The 18,437-nt window shown below is 41.2% G+C and carries 15 protein-coding genes; 14 read left to right on the top strand and 1 reads right to left on the bottom strand.

Going from position 1 to position 18,437, the window contains the following annotated elements:
- The first annotated feature begins 88 nt into the window (after window positions 1-88).
- The 9 genes from QM830_RS06675 (at window position 89) to sufB (ending at window position 10,258) form a co-directional block, all read left to right on the top strand.
- Window positions 89-1,996, top strand: coding sequence for a DUF2207 family protein (locus QM830_RS06675; protein ID WP_414326105.1), 1,908 nt, complete (start codon window positions 89-91; stop codon window positions 1,994-1,996).
- A 74-nt stretch (window positions 1,997-2,070) separates the two neighbouring features.
- Window positions 2,071-2,907, top strand: a complete 837-nt coding sequence (locus QM830_RS06670) for an undecaprenyl-diphosphate phosphatase (RefSeq protein ID WP_009732261.1) — start codon at window positions 2,071-2,073, stop codon at window positions 2,905-2,907.
- Between the two features lie 125 nt (window positions 2,908-3,032).
- Window positions 3,033-3,770, top strand: coding sequence for an adaptor protein MecA (gene mecA / locus QM830_RS06665; protein ID WP_414326103.1), 738 nt, complete (start codon window positions 3,033-3,035; stop codon window positions 3,768-3,770).
- Window positions 3,767-4,924, top strand: coding sequence for a glycosyltransferase family 4 protein (locus QM830_RS06660; RefSeq protein ID WP_414326101.1), 1,158 nt, complete (start codon window positions 3,767-3,769; stop codon window positions 4,922-4,924). Before mecA ends, QM830_RS06660 begins: the two co-directional genes overlap by 4 nt.
- A gap of 133 nt (window positions 4,925-5,057) precedes the next feature.
- A complete protein-coding gene (gene sufC, locus QM830_RS06655) occupies window positions 5,058-5,828 on the top strand; it encodes a Fe-S cluster assembly ATPase SufC (protein WP_414326100.1) in 771 nt (256 codons plus the stop codon).
- 65 nt (window positions 5,829-5,893) lie between these two features.
- Complete coding sequence (gene sufD / locus QM830_RS06650) at window positions 5,894-7,156, top strand: Fe-S cluster assembly protein SufD (protein ID WP_414326098.1); 1,263 nt, start codon at window positions 5,894-5,896, stop codon at window positions 7,154-7,156.
- A 9-nt stretch (window positions 7,157-7,165) separates the two neighbouring features.
- On the top strand, window positions 7,166-8,392 hold the full coding sequence (locus QM830_RS06645; RefSeq protein WP_414326096.1) for a cysteine desulfurase: 1,227 nt from the start codon (window positions 7,166-7,168) through the stop codon (window positions 8,390-8,392).
- A complete protein-coding gene (gene sufU, locus QM830_RS06640) occupies window positions 8,379-8,813 on the top strand; it encodes a Fe-S cluster assembly sulfur transfer protein SufU (protein WP_414326094.1) in 435 nt (144 codons plus the stop codon). Before QM830_RS06645 ends, sufU begins: the two co-directional genes overlap by 14 nt.
- A gap of 32 nt (window positions 8,814-8,845) precedes the next feature.
- A complete protein-coding gene (sufB, locus tag QM830_RS06635; protein ID WP_414326092.1) occupies window positions 8,846-10,258 on the top strand; it encodes a Fe-S cluster assembly protein SufB in 1,413 nt (470 codons plus the stop codon).
- A 59-nt stretch (window positions 10,259-10,317) separates the two neighbouring features.
- Here sufB and QM830_RS06630 read toward each other — a convergent pair whose 3' ends face one another.
- Window positions 10,318-11,559 carry a serine hydrolase gene (locus tag QM830_RS06630; RefSeq protein ID WP_414326090.1) on the bottom strand — a complete coding sequence of 414 codons (1,242 nt, stop codon included), beginning with the start codon at window positions 11,557-11,559 and terminating at the stop codon, window positions 10,318-10,320.
- Between the two features lie 205 nt (window positions 11,560-11,764).
- Between QM830_RS06630 and QM830_RS06625 the strand changes: the two genes are divergently transcribed.
- From QM830_RS06625 to QM830_RS06605, 5 genes are all read left to right on the top strand, one after another.
- Entirely contained in the window at window positions 11,765-13,756 is a 1,992-nt protein-coding gene (locus tag QM830_RS06625; RefSeq protein ID WP_414326088.1) for a peptide ABC transporter substrate-binding protein, read from the top strand.
- Between the two features lie 73 nt (window positions 13,757-13,829).
- The gene (locus QM830_RS06620; protein WP_414326086.1) at window positions 13,830-15,329 is read left to right on the top strand and encodes an ABC transporter permease; all 1,500 of its coding nucleotides are present in this window, start codon (window positions 13,830-13,832) and stop codon (window positions 15,327-15,329) included.
- Window positions 15,329-16,255, top strand: a complete 927-nt coding sequence (oppC, locus tag QM830_RS06615; protein ID WP_414326084.1) for an oligopeptide ABC transporter permease OppC — start codon at window positions 15,329-15,331, stop codon at window positions 16,253-16,255. The genes QM830_RS06620 and oppC overlap by 1 nt, the downstream gene beginning before the upstream one ends.
- An 11-nt stretch (window positions 16,256-16,266) precedes the next feature.
- The gene (locus QM830_RS06610; protein ID WP_414326082.1) at window positions 16,267-17,334 is read left to right on the top strand and encodes an ABC transporter ATP-binding protein; all 1,068 of its coding nucleotides are present in this window, start codon (window positions 16,267-16,269) and stop codon (window positions 17,332-17,334) included.
- Window positions 17,335-17,344: 10 nt separating this feature from the next.
- Window positions 17,345-18,271 (top strand): ATP-binding cassette domain-containing protein, encoded by a 927-nt coding sequence (locus QM830_RS06605; RefSeq protein WP_414326080.1) that lies wholly within the window; start codon window positions 17,345-17,347, stop codon window positions 18,269-18,271.
- The last annotated feature ends 166 nt before the right edge of the window (window positions 18,272-18,437 follow it).

Genomic DNA, 18,437 nt, shown 5'->3' with positions numbered 1-18,437 from the left:
CCTATTGTACAGTAAAATAGGTTGCATTTCAAACAAGGTCCTCTTTTTATTTAAAAAATGCTATAATAATACAAAGGAGCGTGAGCAAATGAAAAAGTATTTGTATATAATTTTCACTTTTCTGGCCTGCCTGTTTGTGAGTCAGAATGTGCAAGCATCAGGTCCATCTTATGAGGTGCTCTACTATGGTGGGACCTTGACCTTGGACACCTGGGACGACGCTACCTATGAGGAAGAATTAACCTATTATTTTAAAGATTCTTACAGAGGACAGTATGTTAGTCTAGGAACTGCGGGGAACATGCCACAAGGCTTTGAGATTGAGACCCCACCAAAGGTTGAGGTGGAAGGTCGAGAGCTTCAAATGGAGCCTGAGGTTCGTAATCTAGGCGATGGTTACCGAGTGAAAATTTATAACAGCGGTTATGCAGGAGATACAGTTAAAATAAAGGTCACTTGGAAATTGAAAAATCTCCTCTATTCGCACAGAGATATCCTACTATTGAACTGGAAACCCATCACGGATGGCGACAAGAAAGTTGAAAAGGTTCAGTTTCGTGTTATTCCTAAGTTTGCATCAGCAAATGCGCAGTCGGAACTATATATCCATACAGCCTATATGGGGCCGGATGTGACAGTTAAGAAAGAAGATGGATATTATGATGCCACCTTCTATAATCTAGGTAAAAACCAAGCTGTAGAGCTGTATGGTTATTGGTTGAAGTCAGACCTTTCTCCCTTGTATGCTTCTGATCGAGATACAGGATTGACCAAATTGGATGAATTTCATCAGACCCAAGCCAAAATTGAACAGGAAAAATACTGGACACGCATGTTTTGGCATTGGATCTTGCCGGCGCTCATTATCAGTCTCTGGCTTTTGGCTCTTTTAGGTCGCAATCGTTTTAAAAAAATGATTTGGCCTGGTGTCACTTATCCAACCAATACGCGTCTTTATGAAATTCCACAGGATATCGCGCCTCTGGTGATGAGTTCGGTTGTGTATTCAGCTGAATTGGACGAAGTTTCCCCTACCAATAAAGCGAAGATGACTCCTCCTCCTTTTACCTTTGAAAAAATGCTCCAAGCTACCTTACTTGATTTGATGGATCGCGGAGTGATTGTCTACGAGCAAAAAGGAAATGAAGTGGTTTTGACCAGGAAGTCTCATGGACACGTGGATGATTTTGAGCGCTCCTTTATGGACATGGCTTTTGGGGATCAGGTGACTTGCCCTGTCAATCGTCTCTTTGAAAATTATGAGTTCAGTGGAGATTTATACAAACATGCGAAAAAAGAAGATCAAGATGCCATTCGTTCAATTGGAAGAAAGGCTCAGTCTCATTTTGATGCAGCTGTCAACCAAGTAGCCCGAGATGTCCATCGTAAGGTAGAAGATCTCCATTTACCAAGCTATTATCGACCTTTAGAAGCGCATGAAGAAGCACAAGCTAGACGCAGTCTCTTCTTTGGTTGGACGGCTTGGTTCTTAGCTCTTGGAGCAGAGATTTTTGCTATCTTTGTACTGAATTGGTTCTCTATTCCTTGTTTGATCGGGGTTTTGACCCTTTGGTATTTGCCAGCGCGCTTCAATGCTATGTTTAAAGCCAGCCTAAGAGATGGGGTTGTTAATAGCGCAGGTGCGGAACAACGCTATTACTGGGATAGTTTCGGCCGGATGTTGAAAGAGATTGCTCATCTTAACGATACAGAGCTACAGTCTCTGGTTCTATGGAACCGCTTATTGGTCTATGCGGCCTTATATGGTGTAGCAGATAAGGTCACAAAGGTCATGAAGCTTCGAAATATTCATTTACAAAACCAAGCCTTGGATGCTTTCGTTTATACACCGTTCTATCATGACGTGACACGTACGAGTCATGCCATGTCTACCTATGGATCAACAGCATCCACGGCCAGTCATTTCACTGTTTCCTCTGGTAGTGGTGGAGGATTCTCTGGTGGAGGCGGCGGCGGAGGCTTTGGAGCCTTCTAATTCTGGCAAGAGAGGTCTAGTCCAGTCTGTAGAATTATGATATAATAAAGCAAATGTAAGTTTAGGAGAAAAAGATGTTTCTGTTCGAATTAATCAAAGCGATTCTTTTTGGAATTGTCGAGGGGATTACAGAGTGGTTGCCGATCTCAAGTACAGGTCACTTGATTTTGTTGCAGGATTTTGTTCAATTTAAAAATCAAGATCCGGCCTTCATGGAGATGTTCAATGTTGTCATCCAATTGGGAGCCATCCTTGCGGTTGTGGTAATTTATTTTGATAAATTATATCCGTTTAAACCAGGGAAATCAGCAGTAGAAGTGCGTCGGACCTGGCAGTTATGGGCAAAAGTTGCAGTTGCAACTCTCCCGCTTGTCTTTGTTTTCAAACTCGATGATTGGTTTGAGGCACATTTTCACAACTCCATTTCTGTTGCGATTATGCTGATTACCTACGGGGTTGCCTTCATCTATTTGGAAAGACGGGAACAAATCAAGCCAGAAGTAACAGAGCTGCATAAGTTGCCTTATCGAACAGCCTTGTATATCGGACTTTTCCAAGTCCTATCGCTTTTTCCAGGTACGAGCCGTTCAGGTGCTACGATTGTGGGAGGTTTGATCAATGGTGTTAGCCGTCCGGTCGTGACAGAATTCACCTTTTATCTGGGAATTCCAGCTATGTTTGGCGCCAGCCTGTTAAAAGTTGCAAAATTTGTGCTTGGAGGCCATTCACTGGCCCTGGGGCAACTCTTTATTCTACTGGTTGCTATGGGAGTAGCTTTTGTGGTCAGCATGTATGCCATCCGCTTCTTGACAGATTATGTGAAAAAACATGACTTTACAGTCTTTGGGAAATACCGGATCGTGCTTGGTTCCATCTTGCTATTGTATGGATTGTTCCGTATCATTTTCTAAGAACATCATGGATGTCATTTCTGAGGTCGGTGACTTTTGTCCCGGCCTCTTTTCTCTGCATCCTTTTTTTGAATTCTATCCAATTTTTTAGTATAATAGTAAGACTAGAAGTATGAGGTTATACTATGAAGATGAAGCAAATTAGTGATTCGACAATTAAAATCACAATCCAACTAGAAGACTTAGAAGAACGTGGAATGGAAATTGCTGATTTCCTTGTCCCACAGGAAAAAACAGAAGAATTTTTCTATGCCATTTTGGATGAGCTTGAAATGCCGGAAAGTTTCCTGGATAGCGGGATGCTTAGTTTTCGTGTGACACCGAAACCAGATAAATTAGATGTTTTTGTTACCAAATCAAAAATTGACCAACAATTGGATTTTGAGGATTTGTCCGATCTTCCCGATATGGAAGAATTATCGCGCATGACGCCAGATGAGTTTATCAAGACCTTGGAAAAAACCATCTCTGAAAAGACAAAAGGGGATGCGGAAGCTATCCACCATTTGGAGCAAGAAGAGTTGCGTGAGGATCAAGAACCCTCAGAAGCGGTTGAACTACCTGTGACTCAGTATATCTATTATATTTTGCGGTTTAAAAGTCTCCAGCAAGTGGTGGCCTTTTCGAAAACAGTGACCTATCCAGTAGATACCTCTGAATTATACAAAATGGGGTCTGAGTATTATTTGACTATCTTAATCGACACAGAGGATCAACCAAGCCAATATCCAACCTGGTTACTTGCCATTATCCGTGAATATGCTGATGATTCAGATGTGACACGAGCAGTTCTGCAAGAGCATGGGCATTTACTGATGGTATCAGGTGCGATTGAGAATTTGAAGAAAGTTGCTAGCTTATGATGCCTTTTTCACTGCAATTTGTTTTGGTGCTGATTGGGACCTTCGTGATTGCTTTGCTTTTGACGCCTTTGGTTCGCTTGTTCTCCTTTAAGATCGATGCAGTGGATTATCCCAATGCTCGTCGGATCAACACCAAGCCCATGCCAAGTGCTGGTGGACTGTCTATTGTGATCGCTTTTTCGATTGCAACCTTGGTCTTTATTCCTATGCTGACCTTCACTACCACACCGATCAAAAGTTACCTCTCCTACACGTTACCAGTTGTAGGAGCAGGATGGATGATTGCTCTCACGGGCTTGATCGATGATGTAAAAGAGTTGTCTGCTAAGAAAAAGATGATCGGCATTCTTCTTGCAGCCAGTTTAGTCTGGTTCTACACAGACTTTCGGCTGAATGATTTTAAGATTCCTTTCGGTGGTCCCTTGCTTCATTTTGAACCATGGCTATCGTATCTTTTGACGGTGATTTGGATTGTCTCCATTACCAATGCGGTTAATCTCATTGATGGATTAGATGGTTTGGTGAGCGGGGTCTCCATTATTTCTCTTGTAACAATGGGGATTGTATCCTATTTCTTTTTGCCAGTTCCTAATCTCTTTTTGACCATGACTATCTTTGTCTTGGTTGCAGCCATCGCTGGATTCTTTCCTTTTAATTACCATCCAGCCATTCTCTATCTGGGAGACACCGGTGCTCTGTTTATAGGATTTATGATTTCTGTTTTATCCTTGCAAGGTTTGAAAAATGCGACGGCAGTTGCAGTAGTCACTCCTATGATTATCCTTGGAGTTCCGATTACAGATACCTTTTTGGCGATTATCCGGCGGACCCTATCTGGTCAAAAATTTTACAAACCGGATCGCAATCATTTGCATCATCGTCTGCTCTCCTTGGGGTTAACCCATCGAGGAACCGTATTGGTAATCTATGGAATTTCGATGATCTTTTCGATGATCTCTTTACTGCTTAATATCTCTACTCGTATCGGGGGGGTCTTGCTTGTGATTGGGCTCTTGTTTGGAGTGGAGCTGTTAGCAGAATTAATCGGGGTTCTAGGGCCTAGTCATAGTCCGCTATTAAATGTCCTTCGTTATATTGGCAATTCCTCCTACCGTGAGGAAGTCCGTCAAAAACGGAAAGATAAAACTAAATAAGAATTGTTCTAATCAAAAGAAAAGCCAATTAGGCTTTTTTTTGATATACTTGAAAGGTAAAAAAAATACTTTGTGATCAAGGTGCCTTGATTTTGAGGTCTTTGATGGGGCAAGGTAAAAGAAAGGGAATGCAATGTCGACATTAGAAATTAAAGACCTTCACGTTGAAATTGAAGGCAAAGAAATTTTAAAAGGTGTAAATCTTACCCTAAAAACTGGTGAAATCGCAGCGATTATGGGACCAAATGGTACAGGTAAATCAACTCTGTCAGCAGCCATTATGGGAAATCCAAATTATGAAGTGACCAAAGGTGAGGTTCTGTTTGACGGTATCAACATCTTGGAATTGGAAGTAGACGAACGTGCGCGAATGGGCTTGTTCCTTGCAATGCAATACCCTTCAGAAATCCCAGGAATTACCAATGCAGAATTTCTACGTGCTTCCATGAATGCTGGTAAAGAAGATGATGAAAAGATTTCGGTTCGTGATTTCATTAAAAAATTAGATGAAAAGATGGAATTACTCAACATGAAAGAAGAAATGGCAGAACGTTATTTGAATGAAGGCTTCTCAGGTGGTGAGAAAAAACGAAATGAAATTCTTCAATTATTGATGTTGGAACCAACTTTTGCGCTTTTGGACGAAATCGACTCCGGTTTGGATATCGATGCTCTTAAAGTCGTATCTAAAGGTGTCAATGCTATGCGTGGTGAAGGCTTCGGAGCTATGATCATCACCCACTACCAACGTTTGTTGAACTACATTACTCCTGACGTAGTCCATGTGATGATGGATGGTCGGGTTGTGCTTTCAGGTGGACCAGAATTGGCTGCTCGTTTGGAACGAGAAGGATACGCCCAACTTGCGGAAGAACTCGGTTACGACTATAAAGAAGAACTATAACTTGAGGACAAGTAACCTTATTTGTCAGAAAATCAAACAGATAGTATCTTTATTAGGAGAAAAAAATGAGTATTGAAAATATTACCCTCTTTTCGGAAATGCATGCTGAGCCAAGCTGGTTGCAAGATTTACGAAAAAAAGCTTTTGACAAGATCGATCAGTTGGAATTACCAGCCATTGAACGGGTCAAATTCCACCGTTGGAATCTTGGGGATGGAACAATCACGGAAAGTGAGGCTTCTGCAGATGTACCTGATTTCACGGCCCTTGATTCGAATTTAAAATTGGTTCAATTTGGAACCCAGACCGTTTTTGAGCAAGTCCCACAGGCCCTAGCGGACCAGGGCGTCCTCTTCACAGATTTCCATTCTGCCTTAGAAGAAATTCCGCAGCTCGTGGAAGACTATTTTATGTCTTCTGTTAAATACGATGATGACAAGCTAGCAGCCTATCATACGGCTTACTTTAACAGTGGGGCTGTCCTTTATATCCCAGATAATGTTGAGATTGAAGAAGCAATCGAAGGCATTTTCTACCAAGATAGTGATAGTGATGTACCTTTTAACAAACACATTTTGATTATTGCCGGCAAAAATAGCAAGTTCAGCTATTTGGAGCGCTTGGAATCAAAAGGTAGTGGCTCAGAAAAAGCAACTGCTAATGTGACGGTTGAGGTAATTGCCCGCTCAGGTGCCCAAGTGAAATTTGCGGCCATTGACCGCCTTGGAGAAAACGTTACAGCCTATATCAGTCGTCGTGGGAAACTAGGTCAGAATGCTAGCATTGATTGGGCCATCGGTGTCATGAATGAGGGCAATGTGGTGGCAGACTTTGACAGTGACTTGGTTGGAAATGGAAGTCATGCCGATCTGAAGGTGGTTGCCTTATCAAGTGGACGTCAGGTGCAAGGAATTGATACGCGCGTGACCAACTTTGGTTGCAACTCGATTGGAAATATCTTGCAACACGGTGTCATTCTTGAAAAAGGAACTCTGACCTTCAATGGAATTGGTCACATTATCAAGGGTGCCAAAGGAGCAGATGCCCAGCAAGAAAGTCGTGTCTTGATGCTTTCTGACCAAGCGCGTTCAGATGCCAATCCGATTCTTTTGATTGAAGAAAATGACGTGACAGCAGGCCATGCTGCATCTATCGGCCAAGTAGACCCAGAAGATATGTATTATCTCATGAGTCGTGGTCTTGACAAACACACAGCCGAACGTTTGGTAGTACGCGGTTTCTTGGGTTCTGTCATTGTTGAAATTCCAGTCAAAGAAGTACGCGATGAAATGATTGCCACTATTGAAGAAAAGTTATCTCAACGCTAAGGAGAAACGATGCTAGATAGAAATACGATTGCTCAAGATTTCCCAATTCTCGATCAATTCGTCCATGATGAACCCTTGGTTTATCTAGACAATGCAGCAACAACACAAAAACCTAAACGTGTTCTTGAAGCAGTCAACCACTATTATTTGCAAGATAACGCTAATGTCCATCGTGGCGTTCATACCTTGGCTGAGCGAGCTACCGCAGCCTATGAGGCAGCGCGCGAAAAAGTCAGGAAGTTCATCAACGCCCCATCAACCAAGGAAGTCCTCTTTACAAGAGGAACGACAACGGGACTGAACTGGGTGGCTCGCTACGCGGAAGAAGTCTTAAAGGAAGGAGACGAAGTTCTGATTTCCATTATGGAACACCACTCCAACATCATTCCTTGGCAGCAAGCCTGTAAAAAGACAGGAGCAAAACTGGTCTATGTCTATCTAAAAGATGGCCTATTGGACATGCAGGACCTAAAAAGTAAACTCAGTGAGAAGACGAAATTTGTCTCTATCACCCATGCTTCTAACGTTCTAGGCGTGGTCAATCCGATCAAGGAAATTGCCCGATTGTCTCATGAAGTTGGAGCTATCATGGTTGTTGACGGAGCTCAATCAACTCCTCATATGGCTATTGATGTGCAGGATTTAGATGCGGATTTCTTTGCTTTTTCTGGTCATAAGATGGCTGCACCGACAGGGATTGGTGTCCTCTACGGGAAAGAAGAGCTCTTACATCAAATGTCTCCGGTGGAATTTGGAGGCGAAATGATTGACTTTGTCTATGAACAATCTGCTTCCTGGAAGGAATTGCCTTGGAAATTTGAAGCTGGAACGCCCAATATGGCTGGGGCGATTGGACTTGGAGCGGCGATCGACTACTTAGAAGAGTTGGGGATGGACCAGGTAGAAGCGCATGAGCAAGAGTTAATTGCCTATGTGTTTCCAAAATTACAGGCTATCGAAGGTCTGGCTATTTATGGTTCCCAAGACTTGGCTCAACGTTCCGGTGTGATTTCCTTTAATTTAGGCGATCTCCATCCGCATGATTTGGCGACAGCCTTAGATTATGAAGGAATTGCTGTTCGTGCAGGACACCACTGTGCCCAACCTCTCCTTCAATACCTGCAGGTCCCTGCAACCACAAGAGCAAGTTTCTATATCTACAACACCAAGGCGGACTGTGATAAATTGATTGAGGCATTGATCAAAGCAAAGGAGTTTTTCAATGGCACTTTCTAAATTAGATTCACTTTACATGGCGGTCGTAGCCGACCACTCAAAGCACCCCCACCATCAAGGGCGGATTGAAGATGGAGACCAAATCCAACTGAATAATCCAACTTGTGGAGACGTGATCCAGTTGAGTGTGAAATTTGATGAAAATGACAGGGTCCAAGATATTGCCTTTGTGAATTCAGGTTGCACCATCTCAACAGCTTCAGCTAGTATGATGACAGATGCTGTAATGGGAAAAACGAAAGCGGAAGTAGAAGAATTGGCAGAGGTCTTTTCAGAAATGGTCCAAGGTCAATCGGATCCTCGGCAAGAGGAATTGGGAGACGCAGCCTTCTTATCAGGAGTTTCAAAATTCCCGCAACGGATTAAATGTGCGACCCTCTCCTGGAATGCCCTTAAAAAAGCGATCGAACGTAACAATTAATTAAAAGAAGAAACAGAGAAAGAAAGGAAATTATGGCTGAAGAAAGAGTCGAACCGAAACCAATTGATCTCGGTGAATATAAATTTGGATTTCACGATGACGTTCAACCAATTCTCTCTACAGGAAAAGGCTTGAACGAAGCCGTTATTCGTGAATTATCTGCAGCAAAAAATGAACCAGAATGGATGCTTGAATTCCGCTTGAAATCTTTTGAAACCTTCAAAAAGATGCCTATGCAAACCTGGGGTGCGGACCTATCAGAGATTGACTTTGATGATTTGATCTATTATCAAAAGCCTTCAGATAAACCTGCCCGTTCTTGGGATGAAGTTCCAGAGAAAATCAAGGAGACCTTTGAGAGAATTGGGATTCCTGAAGCGGAACGTGCTTACCTAGCAGGAGCTTCAGCTCAGTATGAATCGGAAGTGGTTTACCACAATATGAAAGAAGAGTTTGAAAAGTTGGGGATTATCTTTACCGATACGGATTCTGCCCTAAAAGAATATCCTGACCTTTTCAAACAGTATTTTGCGAAGTTAGTACCACCAACGGATAACAAATTGGCTGCCCTCAACTCAGCAGTCTGGTCTGGGGGAACCTTCATTTATGTACCAAAAGGCGTAAAAGTAGATGTACCGCTTCAAACTTACTTCCGTATCAACAATGAAAACACAGGTCAGTTTGAACGAACCTTGATTATTGTGGATGAAGGCGCAAGTGTACACTACGTAGAAGGATGTACGGCTCCGACCTATTCAAGCAATAGCCTCCATGCAGCCATTGTCGAGATCTTTGCCTTGGATGGTGCATACATGCGTTACACGACCATCCAAAACTGGTCAGACAATGTTTACAACTTGGTAACCAAGCGGGCCAAAGCTCAAAAAGATGCGACAGTTGAGTGGATCGATGGAAACCTAGGTGCCAAGACAACCATGAAATACCCATCTGTTTATCTGGATGGGGAAGGTGCACGTGGGACGATGTTGTCCATTGCCTTTGCCAATGCTGGGCAACACCAGGATACAGGGGCAAAAATGATTCACAATGCTCCTCATACAAGCTCGTCTATCGTTTCTAAATCGATCGCTAAAGGTGGTGGTAAAGTAGACTATCGTGGACAAGTGACCTTTAATAAGAATTCCAAGAAATCCGTCTCTCACATTGAGTGTGATACCATCATTATGGATGATATCTCAGCATCGGATACGATTCCTTTTAATGAGATCCATAATTCTCAAGTCGCCTTGGAACACGAAGCGAAGGTTTCAAAAATCTCAGAGGAACAATTGTATTACTTGATGAGTCGTGGTCTGACTGAAACAGAAGCGACAGAAATGATTGTCATGGGATTTGTGGAGCCCTTCACTAAAGAGCTTCCAATGGAGTATGCTGTTGAGCTTAACCGCTTGATTAGCTACGAAATGGAAGGATCAGTAGGCTAACTTAGTTTAATAGAGTTATAAAAAATCACAATGGAGTAAAATCCATTGTGATTTTTTGTTTATAATTTTTCATTGACATAGCGGACGAATTCATTCCACCAAACCTTCAGGAAAAAGCTCTTCTCAATATTTTTTTCAGCCACCATTTCGACTGTTGGTTCCTGGTCTTCTAGATAACCACGACCAATTTTTTCTGGGTCGGAGTATTGGAGAAGTCCTACATCAGTACCAGACTTCACAGGGGCCTTGAATTGGTTCTGATTGCTTTTGAAACGAATCTTGGCTTCTGTTTGATTACCTTGCTTTTCAACGACATAAAAGTCTTTTTTGGCAACAGCTGAAACGGATTCGGATTTTCCATCCATAATGGAAACCTTACTGTTTCCATAGGGATCGCCTTCCTTCACAACTATTGAAGAGTAGAAAGTTCGTACCACATAGTTCATCAGAGAAGAAGTGGTCACAAAGCGTGCATAAGGATCACCATCAACAGCTTCAACTCCTAGGACAACTGTAATCATGTGGATTCCATTTTGCGTGGTGGATGCGGCAAAGGTAATCCCGCCCTTGCTAGAGTTGCTGACCCGAAGACCATCGACTCCAGTACGGTAATTCGGCATCCCCTCTAGCATCAGGTTGGGATTTTCAATCTGTGTTTGTGAAAACAGAGCAGTTGGTTTAGATGTATATTGCGTCACTTCAGGGAAATCTTGGAGCAAGTGCTTAGCAATGACAGCAATATCATAAGCGCTCAATTGATTTTCATCCTCTTTCCCCTCAGGATCACCGCTGATTGTTTGTGTATTTAAACCTGTCGCGTTGATCAAGTGGGGAGATCGAATGCCCCAAGTAGACAATTTTTGCTTCATCTTTTCAACGAAGTCTTTTTCGGAGCCACCGACCTTCTCAGCTAAGGCTAGGGCAGCAGTACTAGAGTTTCCAACTAGCAAAGCCGTCAGTAGCTGATCGACAGTATATTGATTCGACTCCATGGGAATAGTGCCGGCACCTTCGATATCATTTAAGGCCAAGGCCTCTTCAGATAAATTGACGGACTCTTTTAACGAAAGCTTCTTATCATGAATCGCTTCAAAGATCAGATAAGTGGTCAGAAGGGTAGATAAACCGCCCACATCGCGCTTTTTCTCTGAGTCTTTTTCGTACAAAATTTTACCAGTATCTGCTTCGACAGCAATGGCACTTTTAGCAGGAAGATCCAGCTCGTCTGCAAGAATCATTTGGGTTGGGAAACTGCATAAAAGCAGGATGCAGGTTAAAAAAGAAAGAAAGAATTTTTTCACAGTTATTTCCTCATTACTTAGTCTTCTCTATTGTATCATAGAAAATCAGAATGGAAAATCGCAAAATCAACATTCAAGTCACAAAGTCAATTCTATCAAGCTTTTCAAGCTGTGACGAGGCGAATATTCAGAAAATTTAGTTTACTTTTTTTTCTATTTGTGATATAATCTTAAACAAATCTAAAAAAACTATTGGAGAATTCCTATGAAAAAAGGTAAAGTATTCGCAGTTGCCGGAGTAACTCTCCTTGCAGCAGGATTGTTGGCTGCATGTTCAGGATCAAACACAAGTAAATCAAGCTCTGGTTCAAACGAAGACAAGAACTATGGCTATGTATACACTTCAGATCCAACAACTTTGGACTATACAATTTCCTCTAAGGCTGCAACCCATGACATCACTACAAATGTGGTAGACGGTTTGTTAGAAAACGACAAATACGGTAACCTTGTTCCTTCACTTGCGGAAGACTGGTCTGTATCAAAAGATGGTTTGACCTATACTTACAAGATTCGTAAAGGGGTCAAATGGTATGATGCGGATGGTGAAGAACACGGCGAAGTAACTGCTCAAGACTTCGTGACTGGTTTGAAACACGCGGCTGATAAGAAATCAGAATCTCTTCCACTCGTTCAAGGCTCTGTCAAAGGATTGGATGATTATGTCCAAGGAAAAATCACAGATTTCAGCCAAGTAGGTGTCAAGGCGGTTGATGATTACACACTTGAGTACACATTGAACAAACCGGAAACTTTCTGGAATTCTAAAACGACTAACGGAATCTTGTTCCCAATTAGCACAGAATTCTTGAAGAGCAAGGGAGAAGATTTTGGTCAACCAAACGACGTGAAATCCATCCTTTCAAATGGACCATTTCTTTTGAAATCCATTACGTCAAAATCATCTGTTGTATTTGAAAAAAATGACAACTACTGGGATAAGAAAAACGTTCACCTGAAAGAAGTGAAACTTACTTATTACGATGGATCAGACCAAGATTCATTGGCTCGTGGATTCTCTGATGGTGCTTATACAAAAGCTCGCCTTTTCCCTGCAAGTTCTAACTTTGCAACAATAGAGAAAAAATATAAAGATGATATCTTTACTACACCAGCAGGATCAGGTGTAGCCGTGCTCGGATTTAATTTGGATCGCCAATCTTATAACCACACAGCTAAAAAATCAGATGCTGAAAAAACAGCTACTAAGAAAGCGATTTTGAACAAAGATTTCCGTCAAGCCATTACTTTTGCCTTGAACCGTGAAAGCTACTCAGCACAATTAAATAGCAAACAGTTTGCAAAACCAGCTATCCGTAATACCTACACAGCACCAGCCTTTGTCCAAGTAGATGGAAAAGATTTTGGAGATGTCGTAGCAGATAAATTGACCACTTATGGAGATCAATGGAAAGGTGTGAACCTTGCTGATGGTCAAGATGGTCTTTACAACAAGGATAAAGCCAAAGCACAACTTGAAAAAGCGAAAGCAGAACTTCAAAAAGATGGCGTTCAATTCCCAATTCATATTGACGTGCCAGTAGCTCAAAGCTCAACAGGTTTTGTTGCTCGTATGCAATCTCTGAAACAAACAGTGGAAGAGACTCTTGGGAAAGACAATGTCGTTCTGGATCTTCAAATGCTTGACATGGATGAAGTTCAGAATATCACTTTGAATGTGCCATCAGCTGCAGATGCAGACTGGGATCTTCAAGGATTGGTGGGATGGAACCCAGACTATGATGATCCATCAACTTACCTTGATACTCTTCAACCGGCTTCTGAAGACCAAACAAAAGTTTACCTTGGTTTTGCAGGTGGTGTAGAAAATCCAGCAGCGAAAGCAGTTGGTTTAGATGAATTCGCTAAACTTCTTGATGACGCAAGTAATGAAACACAAGATGTTGTGAAACGTTACGAAAAATACGCAGTTGCTCAAGCTTGGTTGACAGATAGTGCAATTGTTATTCCAACGATGTCAAGTACAGGTGCTGCAACAGTTGTTTCTAAGGTGGTTCCATTCTCTGAACCTTCCTCACAAACAGGGAACAAAGGTTCAACCTACTTCAAATACGTAGAAGTTCAAGATGAGCCAGTAACTAAGAAACAATACGATGAAGCTCTTAAGAAATGGCAAAAAGAAAAAGCTGAGTCAAACAAAAAAGCTCAACAAGACCTTGAAAAACACGTTAAATAATTAAATTATTGCTTTTCATCAGAACTTTCTCTTCTAGGGGAGAAAGTTCTTTTGAACATTAAAGGAATGAAATATGAAAAAATATGTTTTTATGCGTATTTTACGTTCGTTAGTGTCTATTTTTCTAGTCACGACATTAACTTACACGATTATCTATACGCTAACACCGAGAAATCTCATTTTTAAAAATGATCCCAACTACAATAAAGTAGCGAAGACGAAAGATTCAAAGATCAACTACGAAAACACGGTCTATGATCGCATGGGTTATTTGGAATACATGGATTCAAAAAGCTTGCAACAAAAAGCAAGTGAAGAAGATTCATCTGTAACAGTTGATCCAACAACTGCCAATGAAAAAATCTATAAGAAATACATCAACAAATTAGGTCACGGTTGGCAGTTGAAACGATTCCCAGAAAGTAATTCCTTCTATGCAGTACGGGAAATCCCGGTTTTTGAACGTGTCGTTAGCTTCTATGCGAATTTGATTCAGTTTGATCATCCGGGTTGGGTGAAAGATGCTTCAAACCCAAACCTCAAACGCTACATTCGAATTGAAAATGATCCATCAATTGGTTGGTCTGTAGTAGGTTCTGGTACAAAACACAAATATCTCTTGTACTTTAATGGACAATTCCCATTTGTCCATCAAAACTTTGTGACATTAAACCTTGGAAATTCATATCCAACTTACTCTAATACCCCAGTTCTTCAAGTGATTACGCAAGGACAAGGAACAACTAAGAAGAGTGAAGTGAACTTCCCTACAGGTAAAAAGACATCTTCCATTGATATCTACTCACGTACCTACAAATCTCCAAGCAAGGCAGACTCACAAGATATTAGTCGATTTGGTAAAGGAGATGCCTATACGGCAACCTTGAGCAACTATGAAAATCCTTCTATGATTGCAAGTTCTGCTATCATTGGTTTGATTGGTATTGCAATTGCCTATTTGATTGCGATCCCATTAGGCTCTTATATGGCGCTGTTCAAAAACTCATGGTTTGATAGTATCTCAACAGCTACCTTGACATTTATGATGTCTCTACCAACAATCGCTTTGGTTTATATCGTTCGTTTGATTGGATCGTTCTTCTCGCTTCCTGATTCATTCCCAGTGCTTGGAGCACAGGATTGGCGTTCATATGTATTGCCATCTCTGATTCTAGGTTTATTAAGTGCGCCATTTATCGCTGTTTGGATTCGTCGTTACATGATCGATATCCATTCTCAAGATTTTGTGCGTTTTGCTCGCTCAAAAGGTTTGTCAGAACGAGAAATCTCGAGAAAACATATCTTCAAGAATGCGATGGTTCCATTGGTATCTGGGATTCCGGCGGCTATTATTGGTGTCATCTCAGGTGCTACCCTTACGGAAACAGTCTTCGCCTTTCCTGGTATGGGTAAAATGTTGATTGACTCTATTAAAGCATCAAACAACACCATGGTTATCGGACTTGTCTTCATCTTCACTTCACTTGGTATCTTTGCTGCCATGTTGGGTGATATCTTGATGACAGTACTTGACCCACGGATTAAATTAACGAATACGAAAGGAGGCAAATAATGGCTACAATCGATAAAAATAAATTTCAGTTTGTAAAACGTGATGACTTTGCCTCTGAAGTAATCGATGCCCCAGCATACTCTTACTGGAGATCAGTGTTCAGACAATTCTTGAAGAAAAGAACAACCCTCATTATGCTTGCGATTTTGATTGGGATTCTATTGATGAGTTTTGTCTATCCCATGTTTTCAAATTTTGATTACAACGATGTCAGTAAGGTAAATGACTTTACTGCCCGTTTGAACCCACCAAGTGGGAAGGCCCTCTTTGGTACAGATAACAATGGTAAATCCCTTTTTGATGGGGTTTGGTTTGGTGCTCGGAACTCTATTATTATTTCCTTCATCGCAACTGTTATTAACGTAGTTGTCGGAGTCATTGTTGGTGGAATTTGGGGAATTTCAAAATCTATCGACCGGGTCATGATGGAAGTGTATAATGTTATTTCAAATATTCCGTTCATGCTGATCGTTATCGTCTTGACTTACTCAATGGGATCTGGTTTCTGGAACTTGATTCTTGCCATGTCCTTAACAGGATGGATTGGGATTGCCTATACCATTCGTGTTCAAATTATGCGTTACCGTGACTTGGAATACAACCTGGCCAGCCGAACTTTGGGGACACCAACTTTGAAAATTGTTACGAAAAACATTTTGCCGCAATTGGTATCAGTTATCGTAACTCAAACATCACAGTTGCTCCCAAGCTTTATTTCATATGAAGCCTTCCTTTCCTTCTTTGGTCTTGGTCTTCCAATTACAGTTCCAAGTTTGGGACGTTTAATCTCTGACTATTCTCAAAACGTAACAACAAATGCGTACCTATTCTGGATTCCATTAACTGTTTTGATTTTAGTCTCCTTGTCATTCTTTATCGTCGGACAAAACTTGGCCGATGCCAGCGACCCACGTACACATAGATAGGAGGAGTAGATATGACATCAAATAACAATATTATTTTATCTGCTCAAGATATCGTAGTGGAATTTGACGTGCGCGATCGCGTGCTGACAGCCATTCGCAGCGTATCACTTGAGCTAGTTGAAGGTGAAGTGCTTGCTTTAGTTGGTGAGTCAGGGTCAGGGAAATCAGTTTTGACCAAAACCTTTACAGGTATGCTTGAAGACAATGGTCGTGTGGCCCAAGGTACGATTAAATACCGCGGTCAAGAATTGACTGATTTAAAATCCAATAAAGATTGGGAAAATATTCGTGGTTCTAAAATCGCTACGATTTTCCAGGATCCGATGACAAGTTTGGATCCCATCAATACAATTGGTTCTCAAATTACAGAGGTCATTATTAAACACCAAGGGAAGACAGCAAAAGAAGCTAAAGAAATGGCTTTGGACTATATGGCCAAAGTTGGAATCCCAGATGCTGAGCGTCGTTTTGATGAGTATCCCTTCCAATATTCGGGTGGGATGCGTCAGCGGATCGTTATTGCGATTGCTTTGGCCTGCCGTCCAGATATCTTGATCTGTGATGAACCAACAACTGCCCTTGACGTAACGATTCAAGCACAAATCATCGATTTGTTGAAATCCTTACAAAAGGAATACCAATTTACTGTTATCTTTATCACCCATGACCTAGGTGTGGTTGCAAGTATTGCTGATAAAGTAGCCGTTATGTATGCTGGCGAAATCGTTGAGTTTGGTAAAGTAGAAGAAATTTTCTATGATCCAAAACATCCATACACATGGAGTTTGCTTTCAAGTTTACCACAATTATCAACCTCAGATGGGGATCTTTACTCTATCCCTGGGACACCGCCTTCATTGTATGCTCCGATCAAAGGAGACGCCTTTGCTCTTCGTTCTGATTATGCGATGCAGATAGATTTCGAAGAAGCAGCACCGGCCTTTAAAGTAACAGATACTCACTGGGCGAAAACATGGTTGCTCCATCCAGACGCTCCAAGAGTTCATAAACCAGAAGTAATCGAAAACCTTCACGAAAAGATTGGCTCAAAAATGGGCTTCACTAACATTACAGAATAGGAGGAAGGAAATGACTGAAAAATTAGTTGAAATTAAAGATTTAGAAATTTCCTTCGGTGAAGGAAGTAAGAAATTCGTTGCTGTAAAAAACGCAAACTTCTTCATTAATAAGGGAGAAACCTTCTCTCTAGTAGGTGAATCTGGAAGTGGTAAGACAACAATTGGACGTGCTATCATTGGTTTGAATGATACAAGCGCTGGAGAAATTATTTATGACGGTCGCAAGATCAATGGTAGAAATTCTCACAGTGAAAAATCAGAGTTGATTCGTAAAATTCAAATGATCTTCCAAGACCCAGCAGCAAGTTTGAATGAACGTGCAACAGTTGATTATATTATCTCTGAAGGTTTGATCAATCACCATTTGTTTAACAGTGAAGAAGAACGTCAGGAAAAAGTGAAAAATATTATGCATGAAGTTGGGCTTCTTGCAGAACATTTGACACGTTACCCTCACGAATTCTCAGGTGGACAACGTCAACGGATCGGTATTGCCCGTGCACTTGTTATGGAACCAGAATTTGTTATTGCGGATGAGCCAATCTCAGCCCTAGACGTTTCAGTTCGTGCGCAAGTCTTAAACTTATTGAAAAAATTCCAAAGAGAATTAGGTTTGACTTACCTCTTTATCGCCCATGATTTATCAGTTGTGCGATTCATTTCTGATCGTATTGCTGTTATCTATAAAGGAGTAATCGTAGAAGTAGCAGAAACGGAAGAGCTATTTAACCATCCAATCCATCCATATACACAATCACTGCTTTCAGCTGTTCCAATTCCAGATCCGATTCTAGAACGTAAAAAAGTTCTGAAAATTTATGATCCTGAACAACATGATTATTCTGAAGATAAACCACAAATGGTTGAAATCAAACCAGGTCATTATGTTTGGGCTAATAAAGCAGAAGTAGAAAAATATAGACAAGAATATAAATAGAGAGGAAATCCTCTCTATTTTTTGTTATATTAAAAAAACTTTCAAAAAAGTAAACTTTTTTAAAAAAAGTTATTGACAATTAAAAGTGTACGTGATATACTAATATAGTTGTCGCGAGAGAGCGACAAAGACCTTTGAAAACTGAACAAGACGAACCAATGTGCAG

It is taken from the genome of Streptococcus sp. OMI750, assembly GCF_047463895.1.
GTDB lineage: Bacteria > Bacillota > Bacilli > Lactobacillales > Streptococcaceae > Streptococcus.
The sequence above is the reverse complement of the archived record's forward strand: the minus strand, read 5'-3'. Positions and strand labels throughout refer to the sequence as shown.